This window comes from Tengunoibacter tsumagoiensis (assembly GCF_003967535.1).
GTDB classification, from domain to species: domain Bacteria; phylum Chloroflexota; class Ktedonobacteria; order Ktedonobacterales; family Ktedonobacteraceae; genus Tengunoibacter; species Tengunoibacter tsumagoiensis.
This window is the reverse complement of sequence record NZ_BIFR01000002.1, coordinates 609409-633102: the sequence shown is the minus strand read 5'-3', so window position 1 is coordinate 633102 and position 23694 is coordinate 609409. Positions and strand designations below refer to the sequence as shown.

Here is a 23694-nt window from a genome sequence, read left to right as displayed (position 1 = left end):
CTTATCTCCCTCTCTTACGATTCAGCTTTTTGACGATTACATCCAGTTCCTTCTGTTTTAGCGCGGCCAATGGGAAGTCGGACGGAGTAAATTCATTTGACGTTTTGTCCTGACAATGAGCGATGATGTTCCGCACTGTCTGCATATAGCTGTCGGCCAGCTGGGTGATGGTCTCTACAGCATGGAATTGATCGCTGTACATCCAATGTATCTGAAGTTGCCCACCAATGATGCTGCCGGTAATATCCAGGAGATGCTGGCGAGCTCCACGCGGACTTCTTTCAGCTCCTAGCGTTTCAGGGGCCAGGCCGAACAGGGCGTTCTGTCCCAGGGTCTGATCGAATTGGCCCAGATAGTTGAAGCTTATCTCTACTTCTTGCGTCTGATACAAACGAGCAATCTTCTCACTGATCTCGGGCCGCTGCTCATGCTTCGCCAGATAGCGGAGTATCCCATAACCAATGCCCTTTTGCGGTATCTTGCGGAGCTGCTCTTTGATGGCTTTGATCTCCTCATCCATGCTTTCAACTTCTGATAGATCAAGGGTGACAGGATACAAACTGGTAAACCAGCCTATCGTCCGAGAGATATCGACACGATCCAGAATCTCCTCACGTCCATGGCCTTCCAGATTCACTCGTAGCGAAGGGGCTCCTGTCCACTCTTTCATCGTTAGAGCCAGTGCGGTCAATAAGATATCGTTGATCTGGGTGTTATAGGCTGCGGGCACTTTGTAGAGGAGCGCTTCCGTCTCTGCACTGTCCAACTGCTGCGAGATCGCCTGCATTGAGGCTACGGTGTTGTATCCCCCAATGTAGTCGCGAGGCAGCTCTGACGATGGTGCACTGACAGACGTGGTAAGCCAGTAATCCAGTTCCTGGAGGGCTGCCTCTGTCTGTGCATAAGCTTCCAGTTGCTCGGACCATTGCTTGAAGGAAAGCGTTTTCGCAGGTAACTGCACGTTCTGTCGCTGCTCAAGTTGCAGGCAGATCTGCTCTATATCTTCCAGCAATACACGCCAGGAGACGCCATCTATGACCAGGTGATGCACAATAATTGCCAGCCGCGCAGGATGATCGGGGCCAAGGTCGAAATAGACCATACGCATAAGTGGTCCCGTTTCGAGCTTCAGACTGCTCTGGAGCGCGGTTGCTGTCAATTCAATCGCTCGTGCCTGGGCAGTTTCGTCGATCATTGACAGGTGCATAACCATAAATGGCACCTCTTGCTCTATGCCTGCATTCCACTGTCTCCAACCAGACGCCTCCCGGGCATAACGGAGACGGAGCGCATCGTGATGGTGCAGAACCTGAGCAAAGGCCGCTTTAAGGATCTCGGGCGCAATCCGGCGCTGGATCTTTACAAGTAGCGACATATTCCAGTGCTGGAGATCTACTAATTCTTGCTCGAACAACCAGTGCTGGATAGGTGTCAGGGGAACGTCACCGCTGACAGGCCCTTGTTCTACCTGGATGATCGGCGTTGTGCTGACTACGGCGGCCAGCTCGGCAATGGTGGGATGCTGCAATAGTTGTCTGGCCGTCATAGGAATAGTCGCCTGATTCATCCGCGCCACAATCTGAATGCTGCTAATAGAGTCTCCACCAAGTGAGAAGAAGTTATCGTGAATTCCAATACTCGTGATACCAAGGACATCGCGCCAGATGTTGATAAGCTTTTGCTCCAGTTCTGTACGCGCTTCGATGATCTCTTCGCTCTGCGCCGCCATCAGCTTCCGTAGATCTATCTCACCAGTCTCGGTGGTTGGGAGCGACTCTACCGTTACCAGACGATAGTTGGCTGGCTGCGATACAGGCCATGCCCCCGGCTGACCGGCGATATAGGTGATAACCTCTTGCAATGCATGGACTGGCTGTTGGATGAAGCGGCGAATAAATTGATTGGCACCATCCAGACCAATCAATAAGAATGGTGCTGTACGCTGCAAGCCGATCAGCAGAGAATAGAGCGCCTGACGCGGTGGAAGGACATAATAACCACGAGCTCGTGTTAGCTCTTTCATATGATAGCCATGGCTGATCCCGATCTCATCCCACATGCTCCAGGAGAAACAGTAGCTTTGCAGGCCATAGCGGTTGCGTTGATAGTGGACAAAGGTATCCAGGAAGCTATTCGCGGCTGAGTACGCGCCAGCCGAAGAGCCTCCAAAGAAGCCGTTAACAGATGAGAATGTGACGAACAGGCTGTCAGGGCGCTCTTTCAAGAGCTGGTGTAAGACCCAGGCACCGGTAACTTTTGCTTGTAGTGCCTCCGCAAGGCTATCAGCCGTCTCTTCTTGCAAGATACGTTCTGTAAACGTTCCCGCCAGATGGAAAACTCCATCCAATGGGCGCTGGTAGTAGCCTTCCAGCTCATCGACTACTTGCTCTAAAGCCTCCTGATCACAGATGTCAAGGTGACTATAGGTAACCTCTCCTCCGGCCTGCATCAGTTCCAGATAGCCTGCAACTAATGGGGCATCTGGAGCATCATCAGCGATCAATTTGGCCCACATAGTGCGTGGCGGCAACGGCCTGCGACCCACCAGGAGAAGCCTGACTTGATACTGTTTTAAGAGGAGCCGCGCGACTTCGATACCAACTCCGCCAAGGCCTCCACTTATGAGATAGAAGCCACCCTGCACGATCGGGCTCTGCTGGACGGGTTCTTGCGTCCATTGGATCTTGCTCAATTGTTGAATCAGGCGGATACCATCACGATAAGCTACGGTAGCGTCTCCCTGAACAGTATGTATCTCCTGGAGCAGCAGAGCTGAATCAGCAAGAGGATCGGTTACTGGTAGATCGATATGTCGGCAGCGCATCCAGACGAGCTCTTGCTCAATTGTTTTGATCAGGCCAGAAAGTGCCAGTTTCTCCAGCGCGATGGGATCGTTGGCGTTGACAGCCTGTGCATCACTGCTGACCAGGTAGAGCTCAACCGGTTGACTACTGTCGTTCACTTGCTGGACGGCCTGAATCAGGTAGAGCAGACTGGCAGTGAGCACCTTCTGCTCCTCTTCTAGCTGTGTGCCGCTGGCTGGCTCTCCCTTATAGGCACTATAGGCCTGCAAGTGGATAATCTGGCCAATGGAGATCGCTTCGGATTTCAGTCCATCCAATAGTGCGTTGTAATGATCTTTGCGCGTTGGATTGATACGATAGTGGTTGGCATTCAACTGAACAAAGTTTTCGCCCATCTCGATACTCACCACGCGCTGTCCTTTGCGCATCAGGTCCGAGCTGAGACTAGTGCCCAGACCCAACCTGTCGAGTACAAGCAGCGTAACCTCATTGTCTATACGACGTGGTACCTGATACTGGGTATCACGCCGTACCCAGACCTTCTGATAAAACCAGTCAGGCAGAGTATTCTGGTTGGCCAGATGCAGATCAATTGTCTTGAGAAGGGCATCAAATTCACCCGCCTGGAGCGATTTTTTCAGCTGGGTACGCTGGATCTTGCCACTGGTGGTCTTGGGGAAATCTCGTTTCTCGACGGGAATGATATAAAGCGGATTCACACCAATGTTGGTAGTCACCTCAACACGAATGGTTTTAATCAGCTCGATACGTTCCTCAATACCGGTCGCGGTCGGAGTAAAGAAGACTGCCAGCCCCTCGGTGCCAGTTCGTGGGTCAGCGATACCACTTGTGCCCACAAAGGTTGGTTCTACGCCGGGAATGGTATTGATGACGTCCTCGATCTCGTAACAATAGAGGTTGGCGCCATTGATAACGATCATCTCTTTCTCACGGCCAGTGAGTGTAAGGCGACCGTTAAGAATAAAGCCCAGATCTCCGCTATTAAACCAGCCATCACCTACGAAAGCTTCTTCGTTCGCTTTCGCGTTTTTGTAATAGCCAGGTGTGATGACAGCGCCCTTGATCTGGAAGCGCCCTATCACTCCTTCGGGGACTGTCTGGTTGTTGCTATCGGTAATGCGAATCTGGATGCCCGGCACTGGTCCGCCCAGATCCACAAAGGTGATCGGGCGCGGATCATCTTCTCTGGCTTTTCTTAGTCTGCCGCCCAGTGATGTTTTATCAAAGCGATGCACGCCACCAATGAGATCAAAGTGTTGCTGGAACGTCATGCAGGTACAGGCTTCAGCCATGCCAAAGGAAGGCTGTATCATATGTGGCACAACCTGGAAAGGTGCGGTCAGCCGCAGAAACTCTGCGACGACGGGCAGTGTAACCTGCTCACCTGCATTTAAGAAGTAGTGGATCGAGGAGAGATCCCAGGTCTTCTCAGTGCCCCTGGAGAGCGCATCGCTGACCAGTTTATACCCGAAATTAGGCGACCAGGTATGCGTGACACGATATTTCTCAATATAATCCAGCCATTTGAGCGGATAGGTCAGGATCGTTTCAGTACGCACCTCGATCTGTGTGCAGCCAAGGTAGCAATCCTTCAGATGACAGGTGAGGATCGGCACCACGTGATCAACCGGGAGCCAGTTGAGAGAGACGTTGCTTGCTGAGTAGCCATTGAATTCGCGCGCGCCATGAATATGGTGGATGATACCACGATGGGTCTCCTGAATACATTTGGGGATGCCGGTGCTGCCCGATGTCAACTGGAAGAAGACGATATCCTCGGGCTGGGCCGGGTAGAGCTCTGTGACAGGCTCGTTGGCTTTTAATGCATCGACAGAGAGTACGTGCAGGTCGTCCATTGGCAGGATGGTACGCAATCCTTCGAGTGCATCTTTCATGTCTGCCCGGGCAATCAGTGGTGGATGGTCCAGCAGTTCCCAGATATTGTACAGTTTATTGACGACGCTGTTTCTTTCGCTATATGAATGCACGACCGCAACGGTGACGGGAATGATGCCACCAAAGACACAGGCCCAGAAGGTGGCAAAGTGCTCACGCAGGGTAGAGATTTGTAAGATGGCCTTATCGCGTGGACGTAGCCCCGCCTGTTGCAAGCCGCGCAGGATACATTTGGCCTCGTGCAACAGGTCTGCGTAGGATTGAATCTCTTCTGTACCGTCTGGATGGAGATAGATGATGCCTTTGTCCTTATATTTGATGGCGGTTTCTAGCAATGCCTGAGTAAGCGTCTGCGGCGCATCCTCTGGAATGAAGAGCGGACCACCATCGCTCCAGGCCATGCGCACAGGTTCATCTTCCTCCACTCCATCTGGTTGCGGCACGACCTCTCCTGCCTCCTCTTGCCCCTCTCTACTCAGTTCCCCTTGCCAATCCGCTAAGAGATCCGCCAGGTGCAAGACCGGCGTCTTTTCTCTATATTCCTGGCTGACAGCTTTGATCTCCGACAATCCACTCTCGTGTAGCGACTCCTTCCAATGAGCAATGCCTTCGGGCGTGGCTTCTGCAAAGCGGCTCAATTCCTGCTCATCGATTCTTCCGGTTGGGTTCAGCGGAAGATGAGTCATTGGGATATACGTCGTTGGAAGGAGCGCCTCTGGTAGACGCGAGCTGAGATAGTGTTGCAGGCGCTGTAGTTGGAAAGGACCTGCGGGGACAATGTAGGCTGTGAGTGCTGATTGGCCATTTTCTTGTACGCGAGCCAGGATGGCGCAATCCTCGATGCCCGGGGCGCTTACTACTACTTTTTGCACCATGTTTCTATTGAAGTAGTAACCATTCCGCAGGATGGTCTGTTCGTCCATGCCCAGTATGGTAATGCGCCCGTCGCTTAGATAGTGAGCTTGCTGGCCCGTCTTAAAGAGCCAGGTGTTCTCCTGCCACTTATTTTTGATGAGTGGCAGATCCAACAGCTCTGTCCCTTCACGATAGCAATAGTGATCAACGACAACATACAGGTCGCCGCGCACTCCCAACGGTACTTTTCTGAATAAGGCATCCAGAATAACGGTTGATTGAAGCGGGATGCTGGCTATGGCGTGATCTGGATTGGAGCTACTATCGTTAGCCATAGGGCTGCAAAGATAGGTAAGAGTTTCTGGTGTTGTATAGAGGTAGCGAACCTGTATGTCTGTCAGTGTCGCACAGGCAGCAGCGACCTCTTTTGTTATCACGTCGCCACTGCATAAGATACCTCGAATGGTTGTATTCAAGCCATCTGGATGAGCAAGTAGCTGGGCCAATAGCGCTGGTGCTACATGTACGATTGTAACTTTCTGTGCCTCAATTAATCTTTGCAGGGCCTCGGAATTGTGCTGAGACGACTCATCCGCAATCACCACTTTGCTGCCCGAGAGCAGTGGCCACCAGTATTCCCAGAGTGCTGCATCCAGGCTGATTGAGCTGTGTTGTAAGACGCGATCCTGCTCTGTCAGTTGCATCTGCTCCTGTAAGCGGGCAACCTGTTGATACATGTGACGGTGCGTAATCTGCACACAATTTCCTACGGAGAAAATCTTATAGGCGCTATCGTTGGCGCTTCCTTCGCTGGCAAGGTTGGCGGTGCTTTCCCCGGCGATACGTTCCGCAGCTTGATCGAGCAGTACGAGACTCCCGTTAAATTCTGGCAGATGATCGAGCATCTTCTGTTGGGTTATGAGTACCTGTGCCTCTTTCAAAAGTTGCTCCACATATTTGCGTGGATACTGGCTCTCAACAGGCATACATATCGCTTCAAGTTTGAGGATGCTTAGCATACCTACCAGGACATGAGTTGAGGGGGATACATAGAGTCCAATGCTCGTACCTTTTCGTGCCCCTTGCGCCTGTAAGTGGCGGGCAAGCTGGTTCGCTCGCTGGTTCACTTCTGCGTAAGAGAGCTCGTCATCTCCACATTGAATAGCCGGGGCGTGCGGCGTTTGCGCGACTTGCCGCTCAAAGAGGTGGGGGATGCTCTCAATCTGTTCATTGGAACTCGAGATGGAACTCGAGACCAGTGCCCATTGTGTGAGTAGCCGCTCCTCTTCGGTGGTCGAGAGAGAGATGTGACCGGACAGTTGGGCTGGATTCGCAGCTATCGCCTCCAGAATTCTGTGCAGATGACCAGGAAGACGCTGAACAGCGGCTTCGTCAATACGGTGTGTATCATAGACGATTTTGCAGATAAACTGCTCACCCGGTAGAGCGATTAATGTCAGGGGATAGTTGACATGAACAGTATTCTTCTCCATCTGCAATGAGAGGTCATCCAACTGGAACTCACCAGAGGAGGCGTTCTCAAAGATCAACAGGCTCTCAAAGAGTGACTGGCCTCGACGAATTTCGCTCCAACGCTGTATATCGGCAAGCGCACTGTACTCGTATTGGCGCATCTCCGTCTGCTGTTGTTGCAACGAATGGAGCCAGGAGAGGATGGTAGCGCGCTCATTGAGTTGGACACGAACCGGCAACGTGTTGATAAACAGGCCAACCATGGCTTCAATCCCTGCCAGCTCTGGCGGACGTCCGGCAACGGTCGTGCCAAAGACAATATCCGCTCGCCCGCTATAGCGACCCAGCAGAAATGCCCAGGCGCCCTGAATAAGCGTATTCATCGTTAGATGATGCTGTCGGGTCATGGTCTGCAAGGCCTGTACCAGTCTGGGACTGAGCACCAGATCGATGTCTTGATAGGCTGGCTCGCCAGAGGCCGGGTGATCAATTCCTAGCGGCGTTGGGGCTGTAAATCCCTGGAGGGTCTGCCGCCAATAGGTCTCTGCCGCAACGCTATCCTGATCTTGCAACCAGGCAATGTAATCCTGATATGGACGTACTGGCTGGATCTGCCGATTCTGGTCCTGTTGGATCTCTTTATAAGAGGCCAGGACCTCATCAAACAGGAGTCCAATGCTCCAACCATCGAGCAAGATATGATGATGGCTCCAGAGGCAGGTATAGGTAGTATCGTCCAGTTGAATCAGTGTCATCCGCATGAGTGGCGCTTGCGTCAGATCAAAGCCACGATCCCGATCCTCTTGCAGATACGTTTCGAGAAGCTCCTGTTGCTCCTGCGCTGAGTACATACGCCAATCCAGTTGAGTCCATGGCAAGGTGACCTGACGGTAGACGATCTGTTGCGGCTGGCTCACTTGCTGCCATAACAGGGCCGTACGCAGGATTGGATGACGATCGACCAGCCGTTGCCAGGCCTGCATCCAGGAGGAGAGATGAGAGCTTTTTGTGTTTTCACGCACATCTCGCATGGTCCAACGAATCTGTGTGATATATTCACCACCGCGTGTATCGTAGAGAGCATGGAAGAGAAGCCCCTGCTGCATGAGAGAGAGCGGGTAGATCGTCTCCACATTCCGCTTATTCCCAATCAGTGTATCTATCTGCTCTTGAGTCAGTTGCGCTAATGGGAAATCTGATGGTGTATAGCCACCGGCCTCGGGCTGTAAGCAGTGCGCGATGATATCACGCAGAGCCTGGAGAAAGGATTGTGCCACCGCCTCAATCGTCTCGCGGCGATACATGTTTTCGCTATATGTCCAGGCAAGATGTAACTGGTTTCCGGAGATGCTGCCATTGATGTCGAGCAGGTGCGGCCTCTGCATCAAGGGATCGGCTGGTATGCCCGTCTTTTCGGTTGCCTGCGTAAAGTCTTCTGCGGTAAAGAGCTGATCAAATTGTCCCAGGTAGTTGAAGCTGATCTGTGGCTGCGCGATATTCCTGAGCTCGGCGAGCCGCTGATCATGCGGGCGCAGGTAACGCAATAGACCATAGCCAATGCCATGCTGTGGAATCTGGCGCAATTGCTCTTTGATCGTCTTGAGCATTGTTCCAATAGAGGGATCCTCTCCCAGATGCAGCCTGACCGGATAAAGGCTGGTAAACCATCCAACGGTCCGTGAGAGATCTATATTGTCAATAATATCTTCGCGGCCATGCCCTTCCAGATCGAGCAGCAGAGAAGCTCCACCTGTCCATCTGGTGATGGCTATGGTCAGGGCGGTAAGCAGGGCATCATTGATCTGTGTGTTATAGACCAGTGGTATCTGGTGCAGCAGAGCGCTGGTCTCCATTTCACTCAGCGATACCTCTATATGCTGCGATGATCCTACACTGTTGGCATGACCTGTGATTTTATCATCTGTGTAATCTACAGGGATTGTATCGTTCTGCTGTTGCGCCAGCCAGTATGGATATTCCTCCACGACATTGCTGTTTTGTGCATACTCTTGCAGGCTATGCGACCAGTGTTGGAATGATGAGGTCTTGGCGGGAAGCTGTATCGGCTGGCCGTTGCTGGACTGTGTGTATGCACTCAAGAGATCTTCGATCAAAATACGCCAGGAGATCCCATCAACAGCCATATGATGAATGATCATCAACAGGCGGCCCGGGTGTGCTCCGAGATCAAAGTAGACGACCTGTATTACCGGACCCGTCTCCAGATTCAGGCTGGACTGCATCGTAGCGGCAACATGACTGACTGCTTTAGACTGCTCACTTTCAACAATCGATGAGAGATCTATATAAAGGAGCGGTATGCTATCTTCAACCCCCAACTGGTACAATTGCCACCCATCAGTCTGGTGAACAGAACGTAAGCGCAAGGCATCATGATGTGTAAGAAGTGCGGCCACGGCCTGTTGTAGCGCCCGCCGATTCAAAGCTACGGGCACCGTGAGCAGCATATCCTGATTCCAATAGTGGCGAGCAGCCTGTAAATCTTCAAAGAACCAGTGCTGTATTGGGGTTAGAGGCACAACGCCAGTGACTAACGATTGCTCTGCCAGTGGCGCACTGGCCAGAGTGGCTACTTGCATAAGTTGACTGATGGTCGGATGCTGAAAGATCTGCCTGGGGGTCAGATGTAAGCCTGCCTGATGCGCCCGGGCAATGACTTGAATGCTCAGGATCGAGTCCCCACCAAGGGCAAAGAAGTTGTCATGAATACCAATCTTCTCAATGCCCAGTATCTTTTGCCAGATCTCTGCCAGGAGCCGTTCAACCTCACTTTGTGGTGCGGCATAGCTCTGCCTGGCATCCAGATGGGCATAATCAGGAGCCGGGAAGGCTCGTCGATCGATCTTGCCGTTGGGGGTCAATGGGAAGGCTTCCAGAACCACATGCACTGCGGGCACCATGTAGTCCGGCAGCTGCTCCTGAAGTCTCGCGCGGACCTGCTCCCAATCGAAGTGCTCGGCCTGATTGGGCACCACATACGCGACCAGCCGTTTCACGCCTGGCACATCCTCCCGCACCAGCACGACCGCCTCGCGAATCGCCTCCTGCTGATCCAGCGCCGTCTCAATCTCGCCCAGTTCGATGCGATAGCCCCGCACCTTCACCTGCTGATCCACCCGGCCCACATATTCCAGCTGCCCATCCTCTCGCCAGCGCACCAGATCTCCCGTGCGATACAGTCGTGCTCCCGGCTGCTCGCTGAAGGGATGGGGCACAAACCGCTCTGCCGTCAGCTCCGGTCGGCCTATATACCCACGCGCCAGTCCTGCACCCGCCAGGTACAGTTCCCCAATCACTCCCACTGGCACCAGATGGAAGTGCGCATCCAGTACATAGGCCTGCGTATTGGCGCGTCCCCGTCCGATCGGTGCGCTCCCAGACGCCTCCGCTGACAGAAGCGCCCAGGTTGAGTAGGTTGTGTCTTCGGTGGGACCATACAGATTGTAGATCTGCTCCACCGTCGTCTGCGCGTAGAGCTGCGCAACCAGACTGGCAGAGAGTGCCTCTCCAGCCAGATTGATCGTGTGCACCGAGCCTGGAATCTGTCCTCCTCGCAGCAGCTCCGCAATCGCCGAGGGCACCGTGTTGATCAGGGTCACCTGCTGATGCCCGGCCTGCGTGGGGAAGGTCAACGCATTCTCCACCAGGATGATGGTCCCTCCGAAGGCGAGCGGCACAAAGAGTTCGTAGATCGAGAGGTCAAAGCAGAGCGAGGTCGAGGCCAGCACCCGCTGCAATGCCTGCGTTGCAAAGGTCTCTTGCGCCCAGAAGAGCAGGTTCACCGCACTCTGATGCGTGATGGCCACGCCTTTGGGTCGTCCCGTCGAGCCCGAGGTATAGATCACATATGCCAGGTGCTCCGGTCGGCTGCCGCTTGCGACGTGCGATGGAGCAGGCTCATCGGACCCGATCCAGTCGCCGGAGAGCGTGATGACTTCGATGCCCTCATGCGGGAGCTGTTCCAGCAGGCTCTCCTGAGTGAGCAACAGACGGATCTTCGCATCGGTGAGCTGGAAGGCCAGTCGCTCGGCTGGATAGGCCGGATCAAGTGGGACATACGCCCCACCAGCTTTGAGGACGCCCATCACGGCCACAACCATGTCGAGCGAGCGCGTCAGACAGACGCCCACCAGTCCTTCGGGTCCGATGCCACGCTGCTGGAGTCGATGAGCCAGCAGGCTGGCCCGCCGATCCAGCTCCCCATAGCTGAGCTGCTGCTCCTCAGAGACCAGGGCGATGGCATCCGGGCTGCGCTGCGCCTGGGCTTCCACCAGTTGATGCAGGCTGGAATCGGTTGGATAGGTCGCGTGGGTGGCATTCCACTCCTGCGTCAGGTGTCTGTGTTCCGTCTGTGTGAGCGGCGCGAGACTCCCCACACGGGTGGTTGTCGCGGTCAGGATCTGTTGCAGAACCTCGTGCAGATGTCCCAGCAGCCGGTGCATCTGGATCGAGGTAAAACGACCCTGATCATAGAGCACTTTAAAGCCCAACTGTTGATCGGGCAAGACCATCAAAGAGAGTGGATAGTGGGTCTGCTCAATTCCATGAAGGGCAGTCATACGCAGCCGTTGATTCTCGGTCTGCCGCTCCTCACGGCCCAGTGGGTAGTTTTCGAAGACAAACAGGCTGTCAAACAGGGCCGTTCCCGGGGCCAGCTCGCTCCAGCTCTGGATCTGGCCTAACGAGCTATATTCGTACTGCCGCATCGCACTCTGCTGCTCTTGCAGCTCCGTAAACCACGGCAGCAGCTCCATCTGTGCGGGTAGCTTGATCCTCATCGGCAAGGTATTGATGAAGAGTCCAACCATCTGCTCTATCCCTGCGATCTCCAGCGGTCGACCGGCCACAGTGGTTCCAAAGAGCACATCGTCTTGCCCACTGAAGCGAGCCAGCACGACCGCCCAGGCTCCCAGCAGCAGCGTATTGAGCGTCAATCGCTGCTGGCGCACAAAGGCGTTCAGTTGCTGCGTCTCTTCTTGCGACAGGAGCTGCTGGAGCTCGTCATAGCGCTGCGCTGGATCGGCTGGCTCCTGTGGACTGGGGAGCTGCAACACCGTCGGGCTGGTAAAACCCGCCAGGGTACGCCGCCAGAAGGTTTCCGCCTGCTGAGCATCCTGCCGCTGAATCCAGGCGATATAGCTCTGATAGGGGTGAGCCGGTGCCCACGCCAGGGTGACCCCGTCCAGCAGTGCTTGATACTGCTCGAAGACCTCCTTGAGCACGATCGGCAGGCTCCAGCCATCCAGCAGAAGGTGGTGATGGGTCCAGGTCAGTTCGTAATGCTCCTCCTCCATGCGTATCAGATGCAGCCGCATCAGGGGAGCCTGCTCGAGTGGGAGTGCTTGCAGGCGCTGAGCTTGGCGTGCGGCTCTCAAACGCTCCTGCCGGTCCTGCTCTGGAATGGAGCGCCAATCCCAGACCTCATAGGGCAGAGTAACCTGCTGATACACGATCTGGACCGGCTCCTCAACCTCTTCCCACACAAAGGAGGTGCGCAAGATGGCATGGCGCTGCACCACGGCCTGCCAGGCGGCTCCAAAGACCTCGCTGTTGAGCTCTCCATGCAATGTCAGGTGCACCTGAATGATATAGTCTCCCTCGCCAGGAGCGTACAGACTCTGGAAGACCAGACCCTGCTGCAAGGGGGAGAGCGGGTAGATCGCTTCGATATCGCGTCTGCCACCAGCGATCAGATCCAGTTGCTCCTGACTCAGTCGAGCCAGCGGGAAGTCTGAAGGGGTGTAGCCACCCACGTTCGGCTGCTGACAATGGGTAATCAATGTACGCAAGGCAGTGATGTAGGATTGAGCCAGAGCCTGAATCGTCTCTGTCGTATGGTAATTAGCGCTATAATACCAGGTAATCGCCAACTGCCCGCCACGGATGAGAGCGCTCAGATCCAACAGATGTTCGCGCTTCCCTTGTGGGCTACGCGACTGGCCGTCCGCTTCTTCAAACCAGGAGAAGAGACCTGTCTCAGTAGTGACCTGATCAAATTGACCCAGGTAGTTAAAGCTGATGACAGGAGGTGATGAATATTCAAGATCAGAGGCCTCTGCTTCGTTCTGACGAAGATAGCGTAGCAGACCATAGCCAATCCCATGCATAGGAAGCGTTCGCAGTTGCTCTTTGATCATTTTCAGGTCGGCTCCAGGCTCACCAGACGAGCCCGTTGTCAGAAGTACCGGATACAGACTGGTAAACCATCCAACCGTCCGTGAGAGATCAACATCTGAGAACAGATCTTCACGACCATGTCCCTCCAGATGGATCAGATGTCTTCCTGAACCAGTCCATTGGCGCAACATCCTGGCTAGAGCTGTCAGCAAGATATCATTGATCTGCGTATGATAGGCCTGGGGAACCTCACGCAACAACGTCTGGGTCTCTTCCTGGCTCAATGAGATCTGAAGCATCTGCTCAGATGAGACGGTGTTCTCACCAGTATTGTGATCGATGGGATAAGAGGCTACGTTAGATGCGGTAATAGCCTGCCAGTAAGGGAGCTGCTGGACAATCTCTTCTGCCTGCGCGTGCGCCTGCAATTGTTGGGCCCAGCGTTGCCAGGATGTCGTTTTAGATGGCAAAAGAATCGTCTGGCCCTGACTGAGCTGTGTATATGCTGTATGCAGATCTTCCAGCAGGATGCGCCAGGAGACGCCATCAATGACGAGGTGGTGAATAACGATAAGCAATTTATGACTATGGTCAGAGCCCAGGTCAAAATAGACGGCGCGGAGAAGAGGGCCAGCAGACAGATTCAATTTTGCCTGTTGCTCAGTCGTCACGCTTGCAATCGCAGCCTGCTGCTCTTGCTGAGAGTGTGCAGAGAGATCAACGACCAGGAAGGGGCTTTCCGTATCTGGCTGAGCGTACTTCTGTTGCCATCCCTCTTCTGTCCGGATGAAACGCAGCCGTAAGGCATCATGATGCTCCAACAGATGCGCAATGGACGTATGAAGGAAGGATGGTTCAAGGCTGACAGCAGTAGTAAGGACAAGGGCCTGATTCCAGTGCTGCGGCTCCGGCTGCTCTTGCTCAAAGAACCAGTGCTGGATCGGAGTTAATGGTACATCTCCGCTAACCAGGCCTTGTTCCGCCTGTAAGATAGCTCGAGGCGCAATCAGATCAGGAAGAGACTGCACCAGAGCGGCGATAGATTGATGCTCGAACAGCTGCTTAGGAGTGAAATGAAGGCCCGATTGATGAGAACGCGCCACGATCTGAATGCTTAAGATGGAGTCGCCACCCAGTGCAAAGAAGTTGTCCTGCACGCCCACGCGCTCCACTCCCAGCACCTGTTGCCAGATCTCCACCAGCCGCCGCTCGCTCTCATTGTCCGGAGCCTGATACTGCTCCGCCTCTCCCAGATGCTCATAGTCCGGCGCGGGCAGGGCTCGTCGATCCGTCTTCCCATTGATCGTCAACGGCAAGGACTCCAGCACGACATGCAGCGCTGGCACCATGTAGTCGGGCAGCTGCTCCTTCAGGCTGCTCCGCACGCGCTCCCAGACAAATCCTTCGGGGACCCGAGGCACAACATACGCCACCAATCGTTTGACACTTGGCTGATCCTCTCGCGCCAGCACCACCGCCTCCCGAATCTCCTCCTGCTGACCCAGCACCGCTTCTATCTCCCCCAGTTCGATCCGATACCCTCGCACCTTCACCTGCTGATCCCCTCGTCCCACAAAGGCCAGCTGTCCATCGGGCCGATACCAGACCAGATCCCCCGTCCGATAGAGCCTCGCTCCCGCCTGCCCACTGAATGGATCGGGCACAAAGCGCTCCGCCGTCAGATCCGGTCGGCTCAGATACCCCCGCGCCAGCCCATCGCCGCCTGTATACAGCTCTCCCACCACCCCCTGTGGCACCGGCTGCTGATACGCATCCAGCACATAGACAGTGCTGTTATTGATGGGCGAGCCAATCGGGATCGCACTCTCCACCTGCTCGGCATCGTCCATCGGGTAGCAACAGGTAAAGGTCGTATTTTCGGTCGGGCCATAGCCATTGATCACCCGCTGTCCCGGATGCCGCAGCAGCAGGGTTCGCACCGCCTCAGGAGCCAGCACATCTCCTCCTGCCAGCACCTGGCGCACGCCGGCCAGGACCGCTGGCTCTTGCTGCACGATCTGCTGAAAGAGTCCTGCCGTCAACCACAGCAGGCTCACCGCTTCTTCTTGCAGCAGCGGCGCGAGCAGTTCAAGGCTGGGCGGCTGAGCCGGGGCCAGGACCAGGCGAGCCCCATGCAGCAGGCTCCCCCACAGTTCCAGCGTGGAGGCGTCAAAGGCCAGCGGAGCCAGTTGCAAGAAGATCTGTTCCTGATCCAGCTGCGCAAACCGGTTCTGACAGACTAGCCGGACAATGGCACGATGGGGGACCGCCACGGCTTTGGGCTCACCTGTGGAGCCTGAGGTATACATGAGATAGGCCAGTTGCTGCGCACTGCTCCAGGGGAGCGCGGGGGCAGCCGCGACCGGAACCAGCAGGGCCATCAGGTGGGCCAGATTCAGATGGGGCAACGAAAGCTCGGTCAGGGAGGTCGCCTGGGAACCATGGGAACCGGCCAGCAGCACAAGCTGAACCCGAGCCGTCTGGCAGTGGAAGCGCAGGCGATCCAGAGGCAGATGCGCATCCAGAGGGACATAGTAGCCACCGACTTTGAGAATGGCAAGCAGCGCCAGCACCAGCTCCGGAGAGCGCTCGGTCTCCACGCCCACCGCGACCTCGGGTCCAATGCCATGAGCAGAGAGCAGATGAGCCAGACCATTGGCACGCTGGTCCAGTTCCTCATAGCTGAACTGCTGCTCCGCAGAGACCAGCGCAATGGCATCGGGCGTCCGAGCAACCTGCGCTTCAAAAAGCAGGTTCACCAGCGCCTCGCGTGGATACTCCGTCGCCGTTGTGTTTTTATCGTGAATCAAGTAGTGATGCTCGGCCTCTGTAAGCATTGGAAGCGACCCCACAGCCAGCTCTGGATGCGCCACCGCTTCTTCCAGGAGAACCTGCCAATGCTCAACCATACGAGCGATAGTGGCTTCATCAAATAGATCGGTACTGTATTCCAGCCAACCACTCAACCCATTGCCCGCATCATCCAGCGAGAGCGTTAGATCAAACTTGGAGATCTGGCTGTCCACGGCGACAGGGCTGATACTGACCTCAGAGAGCTCCAGATCAGGTACGGGAAAGTTCTGGAAGATAAACATGGTCTGGAATAAAGGCTGATAACTCAGACTGCGCTCGGGATGTAGCTCTGCCACCAATCGTTCAAAGGGAAGATCCTGATGTGCATAGGCTTCTAATGTCACTGTACGCACACGCTTGAGCAGATCCTGGAAAGTCGGAGTACCAGAGAAATCTGTGCGCATAACCAGTGTATTGACAAAGAAACCGATCATTTCTTCGATCTCTCTATGGTTACGGTTCGCAATACCTGCCCCGATGGCTACATCTTCCTGCCCACTGTAACGCGCCAGTAACAGCTGGAAGGAGGCGAGCATGGTCATAAATAATGTGACGCCCTCGCGCTGGCTTAAGGCCTTCAAGGATCTGGTCAGCGGCCTTGAGATCTGGATCGGATAATGCTTGCCCCGGAAAGACTGTATCGCTGGACGAGGACGGTCGGTAGGAATCTGCAACATAGGGACGGCATGGAGTTGACGTTTCCAATAGGCCAGTTGCCTTTCTACCAGCTCTTCTGACAGCAGTTGCCGCTGCCAGGAGGAGAAATCAACATACTGCGTTGACAACTGTGCAAGCGGCGAGGATTTTCCATGCGAGAATGCCTCATAGAGCGTTGCCAGATCACGAATAAGTATACCAACCGACCATCCATCAGAGACGATATGATGGATGACCGAGAGGAGGATATGTTCCTCTTTACCAATCTGGAGGAGGCATGCTCGTATCAGCGGCCTCTGTACTAAATCGAACGGCTGCATCATCGCTTGAGTAGCCAGGCGCTGTATCTCCGCCTCACGCGCCTCTGCTGGCAGAGCTTTCAGATCGATGAAGGGCAGAGGAATCTCCAGTTGCTCTGCGATGACTTGATAGGGCTTTCCATCTACTGTCACAAAGCAGGCTCGCAACTGCTCATGTCGCTGGACCACTGCTTGCAAACTGCGGACCAATGCATCCACAACGAGCGGACCAGCTAAACGAACGACAACTGGCAGGTTATAGAAAGGATTGCCTGGCGTTAACTGATCCAGGAACCACAGGCGCTCCTGTGCAAAAGAAACCGCAAGCAGTTCACCGCGTTCGATTGGGACCAGTGAGAGCGTCTGTGCACTGCCACGTTCCCGTTCTACGCGCTCGGCCAGACCCGATACGGTCGGTTCTTCAAAGAAGAGCACAAAAGGCAGCTCAACCTGGAACACGGAGCGCACACGCGAGATCAACTGCATCACTAATAAGGAATGTCCACCCAGTTCAAAGAAATTATCGTGAATACCAACCTGTTCCAGTACAAGCAGATCAGCCACCATCTCCGTTAACATCTGCTCCATCGGTGTGCGTGGCGCAACAAAAGCAGCTGAGTGATCAAAACGTGTGTGATCGGGATCAGGCAGTCTCCGTCGATCAATTTTGCCGTTCTTCGTCAGGGGAAGTGCATCGAGCATCACAAAGGCAGAAGGCACCATATACTCTGGTAGCTTCTTCTCCAGGAAGGCGCGTAATTGTGGGACCAGAGCATACTCTAGCTTTCCTTGTAATGGATTGTTCGCATAGCTGCTCCAGGAATACAATCTGTTCGCATTACTATAGGAAGTAGCAGGAACCCGGACAGGAGTATAGAGCTTCTGCTGTCGGCGAAGGACTACTTCGCAGAATCCCTCGCCTGCTTCGGACCAGCTCACTTCGACCTCGTATCCAACCTGACGTCCCAGCGCCCACCATGCCTCCGGATCTATTCCTGCTGGTTCTGACTGCATGCTATCGCGTAATTCTCCAACCGTCTCCGGACGTGATTGATCCTCAGCAAAGAGCTTCTGCAAAGCCCTGACGTCACGCCAGAGACGTGCATTCGGTACGCTACCAAGCCTGACCACTTCTGGTTGCCGCTCGATCAGAAGTTCCTGCACTCTGGCGACGGTATCCAGGTCGCCTTCTTGCCACTGCCAACGTTCTTCTTCCTGGTGCGGATACTCTACGCCGATATGGAGAAATGCATCATAACGGAAGCGCGTAATCTCATTATGCGCCTGCCCACGCTTCCACTGGACCTGCACATCACCAATCTGTGGAAGATACGCCTGTAGGGCCGAGAAGAAGACGGGATGAATGAGGATCTCTTCTTCTTTTCGTATCTGTCGCTCAATACGCTGTTGCAGTTGTCGGGTGGAGAGCCCATCAGAGGCCTTAAAGTATTGTACCGAGCCATGATAGGTTTTCAGGTGCTGGAAGCTACGCACATCGCCTACTAGAATCGTACCACCTGGCTCAACCAGTGGGACAACCTGTTCCAGAACATTGACCAGATAATCGATACTGGGGAAATATTGAATGATCGAGTTAATGATGACGGTATCGAAACGTTCTGTCTCTAACCCCTCAAGGTTGTGTGCCACGCGTTCTTGAAGCTGGACATGGGGCATATCTTGCATCACTGACTGCTGACTCAACCAGTCAAGGACGGCAGCCGAATAATCTGTACCTATATATGTCTGACAGAATGGGGCAACGCGGAAGAGGATCAGACCAGTACCACAGCCAATCTCTAATACACGCCTGGGCTTCAATGCTAAGATACGCTCGACCGTCTGATCTACCTGCTCTTGCATCTCTTCTGCTGGAATGGCTCCCCCCGTATAACTACTATTCCAGCCAGCGATATTGAAAATCCCCTCATTCTCTCCTGCCGCCTTGCTGTAGGTCTGCTCGTAGAGATCCTTCCAGGTCGCAATATACTGCGACTGCTCCTGGGTAAGGAGTTCTGTATCGGCCTGTCTGGTCACGTCAGCAACCAGATAAGCGACCAGCCGCTTTTCGCCTGTTCCATCCTCACGCGCATCAACCACAACATCCTGGACGCCAGGGTACTGGCTCAGTGCAGCCTCAATCTCGCCTAATTCGATACGATAGCCACGCACTTTCACTTGATGATCGATACGACCAAGATACTCGATCTCTCCATTGGGCAGATAGCGTACCAGATCGCCGGTACGGTAGAGGCGTGCCCCTGCTTCCTGACTATATGGATGGGCGACAAAGCGTTCCGCCGTCAGTTCCGGGCGTTCCAGATAGCCGCGTGCCAGGCTTGCACCGCCAATATACAGCTCGCCTGCAACACCTATCGGAACGGGCTGTAGCTGTGGGTCTAGAATATAGCTCTGCGTATTGGCAATCGGACGACCAATAGCTGGTGCACGCTCAATCTCTTCGCTGGGAGGCAAAACCAATCCGGCGCTGGCGACAACACTGCTTTCGGTTGGACCATAGTGGTTTACGAGTGAGAAGGGTGTGGCTGAATCAGGATAGACGCGAAGACGATCGCCTCCCGTGAGCAGGCTCCGTAAGGCCAGCGATGCAGGCCAGGCTTCGGAGTCGAGCAGCACACTCTCCGCCAATGGTGTTGGAAGGAAGCTGAGGGTGATCGCGTGCTCTGCCAGCCATCTACGGAGCTGCGCAGGAAAGATGCGCGTCTCCTCATCTGGAATATGCAGGCTGGCTCCAGCGGCGAGATATGGCCAGATCTCCCAGACCGAGGCGTCAAAACTAATTCCTGCAACCTGTGTCGCCCGATCTGTCGGCTCGACTTGATAGGTTGACTGGTGCCAGCGCACGAGATTGAGAAGGCCACGATGCGGGATCTGTACCCCCTTGGGCTGCCCGGTCGAGCCAGAAGTATAGATCACATAGGCCAGGTTTTCACTCTGGACAACATTCTGAGAGAGTAATGATTCCTGCTGAGCGATCTGTATCCAATCACGATCCAGACAGATCGTTTGTCCTGCATAGTCTGGGATCTGTACCTGTAGATGCTGCTGTGTGAGCAGGAGTGTTACATGAGCATCTGTTAGCATATACGTCAGGCGCTCGCGTGGATAGGCAGGGTCAAGCGGAACATAGGCTCCGCCAGCTTTTAGAATACCCAATACCCCTAGTAACATTTCAGGCGAACGTTCTGTACAGATTCCTACCAGCGTCTCTGGCACGACACCTATGCTTTGCAGATAGACCGCCAATTGTGTCGCCCGCCTGTCAAGCTCATCGTAGGTCAGATGGTTCGCATCATCTACAACTGCGATAGCATCTGGTTGGTGCAACGCTTGCTCTGCCACCAGCTCATGGACGAGAAGATCATTCGAGGCGCTAGATTGTGTCTCATTCCAGGTCTCAAGGAGTTGTCGTCGCTCGCCTGGAGTCAGGAGCTCGATGCGTGAAACGAGCTGTTCAGGATCTGTAACAATACAGGTAAGCATATGATGAAAATGTTCAACCAGACGCGCAATCGTCTCTTCATCAAAGAGATCGCTATTATATTCCCACGAGGTCAGGCATGACTCATCAGTCTCGATGACAATCAGTGAGAGATCAAATTGTGCGTATTGCTGGTGAAGCGGATAGGTCTCGACCAGCAGACCACCCAGATCCATCTGAACGTCTGGCTTCCCGATCGCTATCTCTGGCATCCGCTGCATCTCTACGCGCTGTGGTCGATCCAGAACAAACATGACATCAAAGATAGGCGAACGGCTGGCATCGCGATCGGGCAGCAAGTGCTCCACCAGACGAATAAAGGAGAAATCCTGATGTTCCAGTGCTGCCAGTACCGTCTGACTGACCTGTCTCACGAGCGCATTGAAGGCAATATCGCTTGGGACATGCCCACGTATCACCACTGGATTAACCAGGTAGCCAACCAGATTCTGCAACTCGGCCCGGTCGCGAATCATTGTTGGGGAGCCAAGGAAAAACTCTTCCTGTCCACTGTAGCGAGCAAGCAGGATCTGGAAGGCCGTTAAAAGAACGGTGTAGAGTGTCACGCCTTCGGCTCGGGCAATCTGACGTATCTGTGCGGTTAATTCAGCATCGAGGCTAGAGAAATAGCGAGCACCATTTGTCGTCTTGAGGGGAGGGCGCACACGATCAGTTGGCAGGTTCAGCACAGGCAATTCGCCTGCAAGCTGCTGCAACCAGTACTCCTGCGACTGCCGCCCCATTATGCTCTCCAGCAGTTTCGCCTCCCATTGCTGATAATCACTGTACTGAAAGTGCAGTTGAGGAAGATCTGCTGGCTCGCCCGTTCGCTGAGCATGATAGCAGATGCGTAGCTCATCTATTAAGACCACCATGGACCAGAAATCCGTCGCAATATGATGAGCCGTCAGGAGCAGGATTGGGTCCTGGTGAGAGCTAAGAAACAGATGGACCCTTAATGTCCCATCATGTTCCAGATCAAATGGTTTGTGCGCAGTTTCAATGATCAGCTCTTGTACGGCCTCAGGACTGTACTGAGAGAGATCAAGCACAGAAAAGTTCACAGGCATGTACTCAAGGATGCGTTGGACTGGCCCGCCATCTTTGAGAATGTAGACCGTTCGCAGAGACGCATGCCTATCAACCAATTGCTGGCATGTCTGTTGCAAGGCAGGGATATCCAGTCCCGCCAGAATGCGCATCGAAACATTGGTATTATATGCCGCGCTTTCAGGATCAGATTGATACACATACCAGAGTGCACTCTGTCCATACGACAATGGATACTCGCTCTGGTACGCTGCACTCTTCTCCATCGGAACGAGATGGAAGCTCTCAGCCGTCTCCATCTGCTCTAAGAGGGAGGCCGCAATCTGTGCAATCGTCAACCCCTGAAGCAGCTTGACCAACGAAATATTCATGCCCAGATCGGCCTCAAGGCGCTGCTTGAATTGGACCGCCATTAAAGAATCAAGCCCGCTCAAGGTCAGATGTTGATGAAGATCAAGAGCTGAAACAGGCATTCGTAGCATCTGAGCCAGCAACTTGCAGACATATGTCTCCAGCATCTGCTGACGTTCCAGGCCGCTGGCTGCAAATATGGCACCCACTACAGCAGCTATCTCATTGGTGCCAGAGGAAGCTGGCGTATCATCCTGATGCATGCGCACCAGTTCTTCACGCAAGACTTTTCCCAACGAGCTGCGCGGGAACTCTGTACAGAATGTCAGCAGTTGTGGAACTTTAAAATTCGCCAGCCGCTCGCGACAATAGGCCAGCAGTTCTTCCGCTGTGCAGGGACCTCGAGGGATCACAAACGCCTTAAGCATAGCCCCATCTCGCTGCCCCTCACGCACGCCTGCAATCGCAGCCTCCGCCACACTGGGATGAGCGCTAAGAATATCCTCGACCTCTATCGGGTCCACTTTGTAGCCCCCGATGATATCGATCAGAAACTTTTTGCGCCCGGTTAGATAGAGCTGTCCCCTGGCATCTTTCTTGCCAAGGTCACCCGTATAATAATAACCGTCACGAAACGCTTCCCGATTGACATCTGGCAGGTTCGCATATCCCCTGGTAAGCGTCGGGCTCTTGATCACCACTTCACCCACCACACCTGCTGGCTGCTCCACCAGATCGTCAGCCAGGATTCGTACTTCGATGGTTGGTGGCACCGTCCCAACCGAATCGTAGATCACTTCGGCATCTGGCTCTATATTGGCAGCAATCAACCCTCCCTCTGTCGTACCATATGTTTGACGAATCGGGAGGCCATAACGTTTGGAGAAACGCTCAAATGTCTCACGGGGCAAAAAACTACCAGCCGAATAACAGGCACGCAGCGCAGTTACATCAACCTCAACCTCAGGCGCAACCTCGGCCAGAGCGCCAAAGACATAGGGAATTGCGGGGAGCAGCGTAATACGTTCCTGGGACAGCAGCTCTAACACGCGCAGACTGCGTGCAGCAAATGGCACCTCAACCACCACCCCATTCTGCACATACTGCTCTAGCAAGACCAGTGTTGCCCCTGCATACACAGGCATCAGTACAAATAGCAACTGTCCATACGAATGAAATAAGGGAACAGTACATAAAAGCCTGTCTTGCGTAGTAAGAGAGAGAAGCTGAACCATATTCTCGGCATCAGCGAAGAGATTGTGTTGTGTGCGAGGAACACGCTTGGGACGACCAGTCGAACCAGAGGAATAATGATAGACCATATCGCCATCATAGGTCGTCTCATCAAAGACATCATCACCAATAGATAAAGAGGAGAAGACAAACGTATGCCAGGGAATATCATCAATAACAAGCATCTGAATAGAAGGATCTAACTGAGAAAGAACATGTGAGCAAAGATCGGCCCTTTTTTGATCAGTAATGACAAGATGGGGGGTGCAATCGCCTAAATAAAAGAGAAGCTCATCTTCTTTGAGATGTGGGCTGAGAGGCACAAAAACTGCTTGCAGTCGGGCTACAGCATAGTAACTGATCAGAAACTCGGGACAGTTGGGCAGCACCAGTGCAACACGACCTCCCACCTGTATACCAAGTGAGCGTAGCCCTTCACTGAAGGCAAGAATTCGCTGGTGCAACTCCCGATAGCTCAGGCGCGAAGTCTCATGTACGAGAGCAGTAGTATCCGCGTGCTCTTTCACAGTCCGAACTAGCATGTTGTATAGCATTTCTCATA

The 23694-nt window shown here is 54.0% G+C and carries 1 protein-coding gene; it reads right to left on the bottom strand.

The window, feature by feature from the left end; translation table 11 throughout:
• Window position 1: 1 nt before the first annotated feature.
• On the bottom strand, window positions 2–23674 hold the full coding sequence (locus tag EL628_RS23235) for a non-ribosomal peptide synthase/polyketide synthase (RefSeq protein ID WP_161975702.1): 23673 nt from the start codon (window positions 23672–23674) through the stop codon (window positions 2–4).
• Window positions 23675–23694 lie beyond the last annotated feature (20 nt).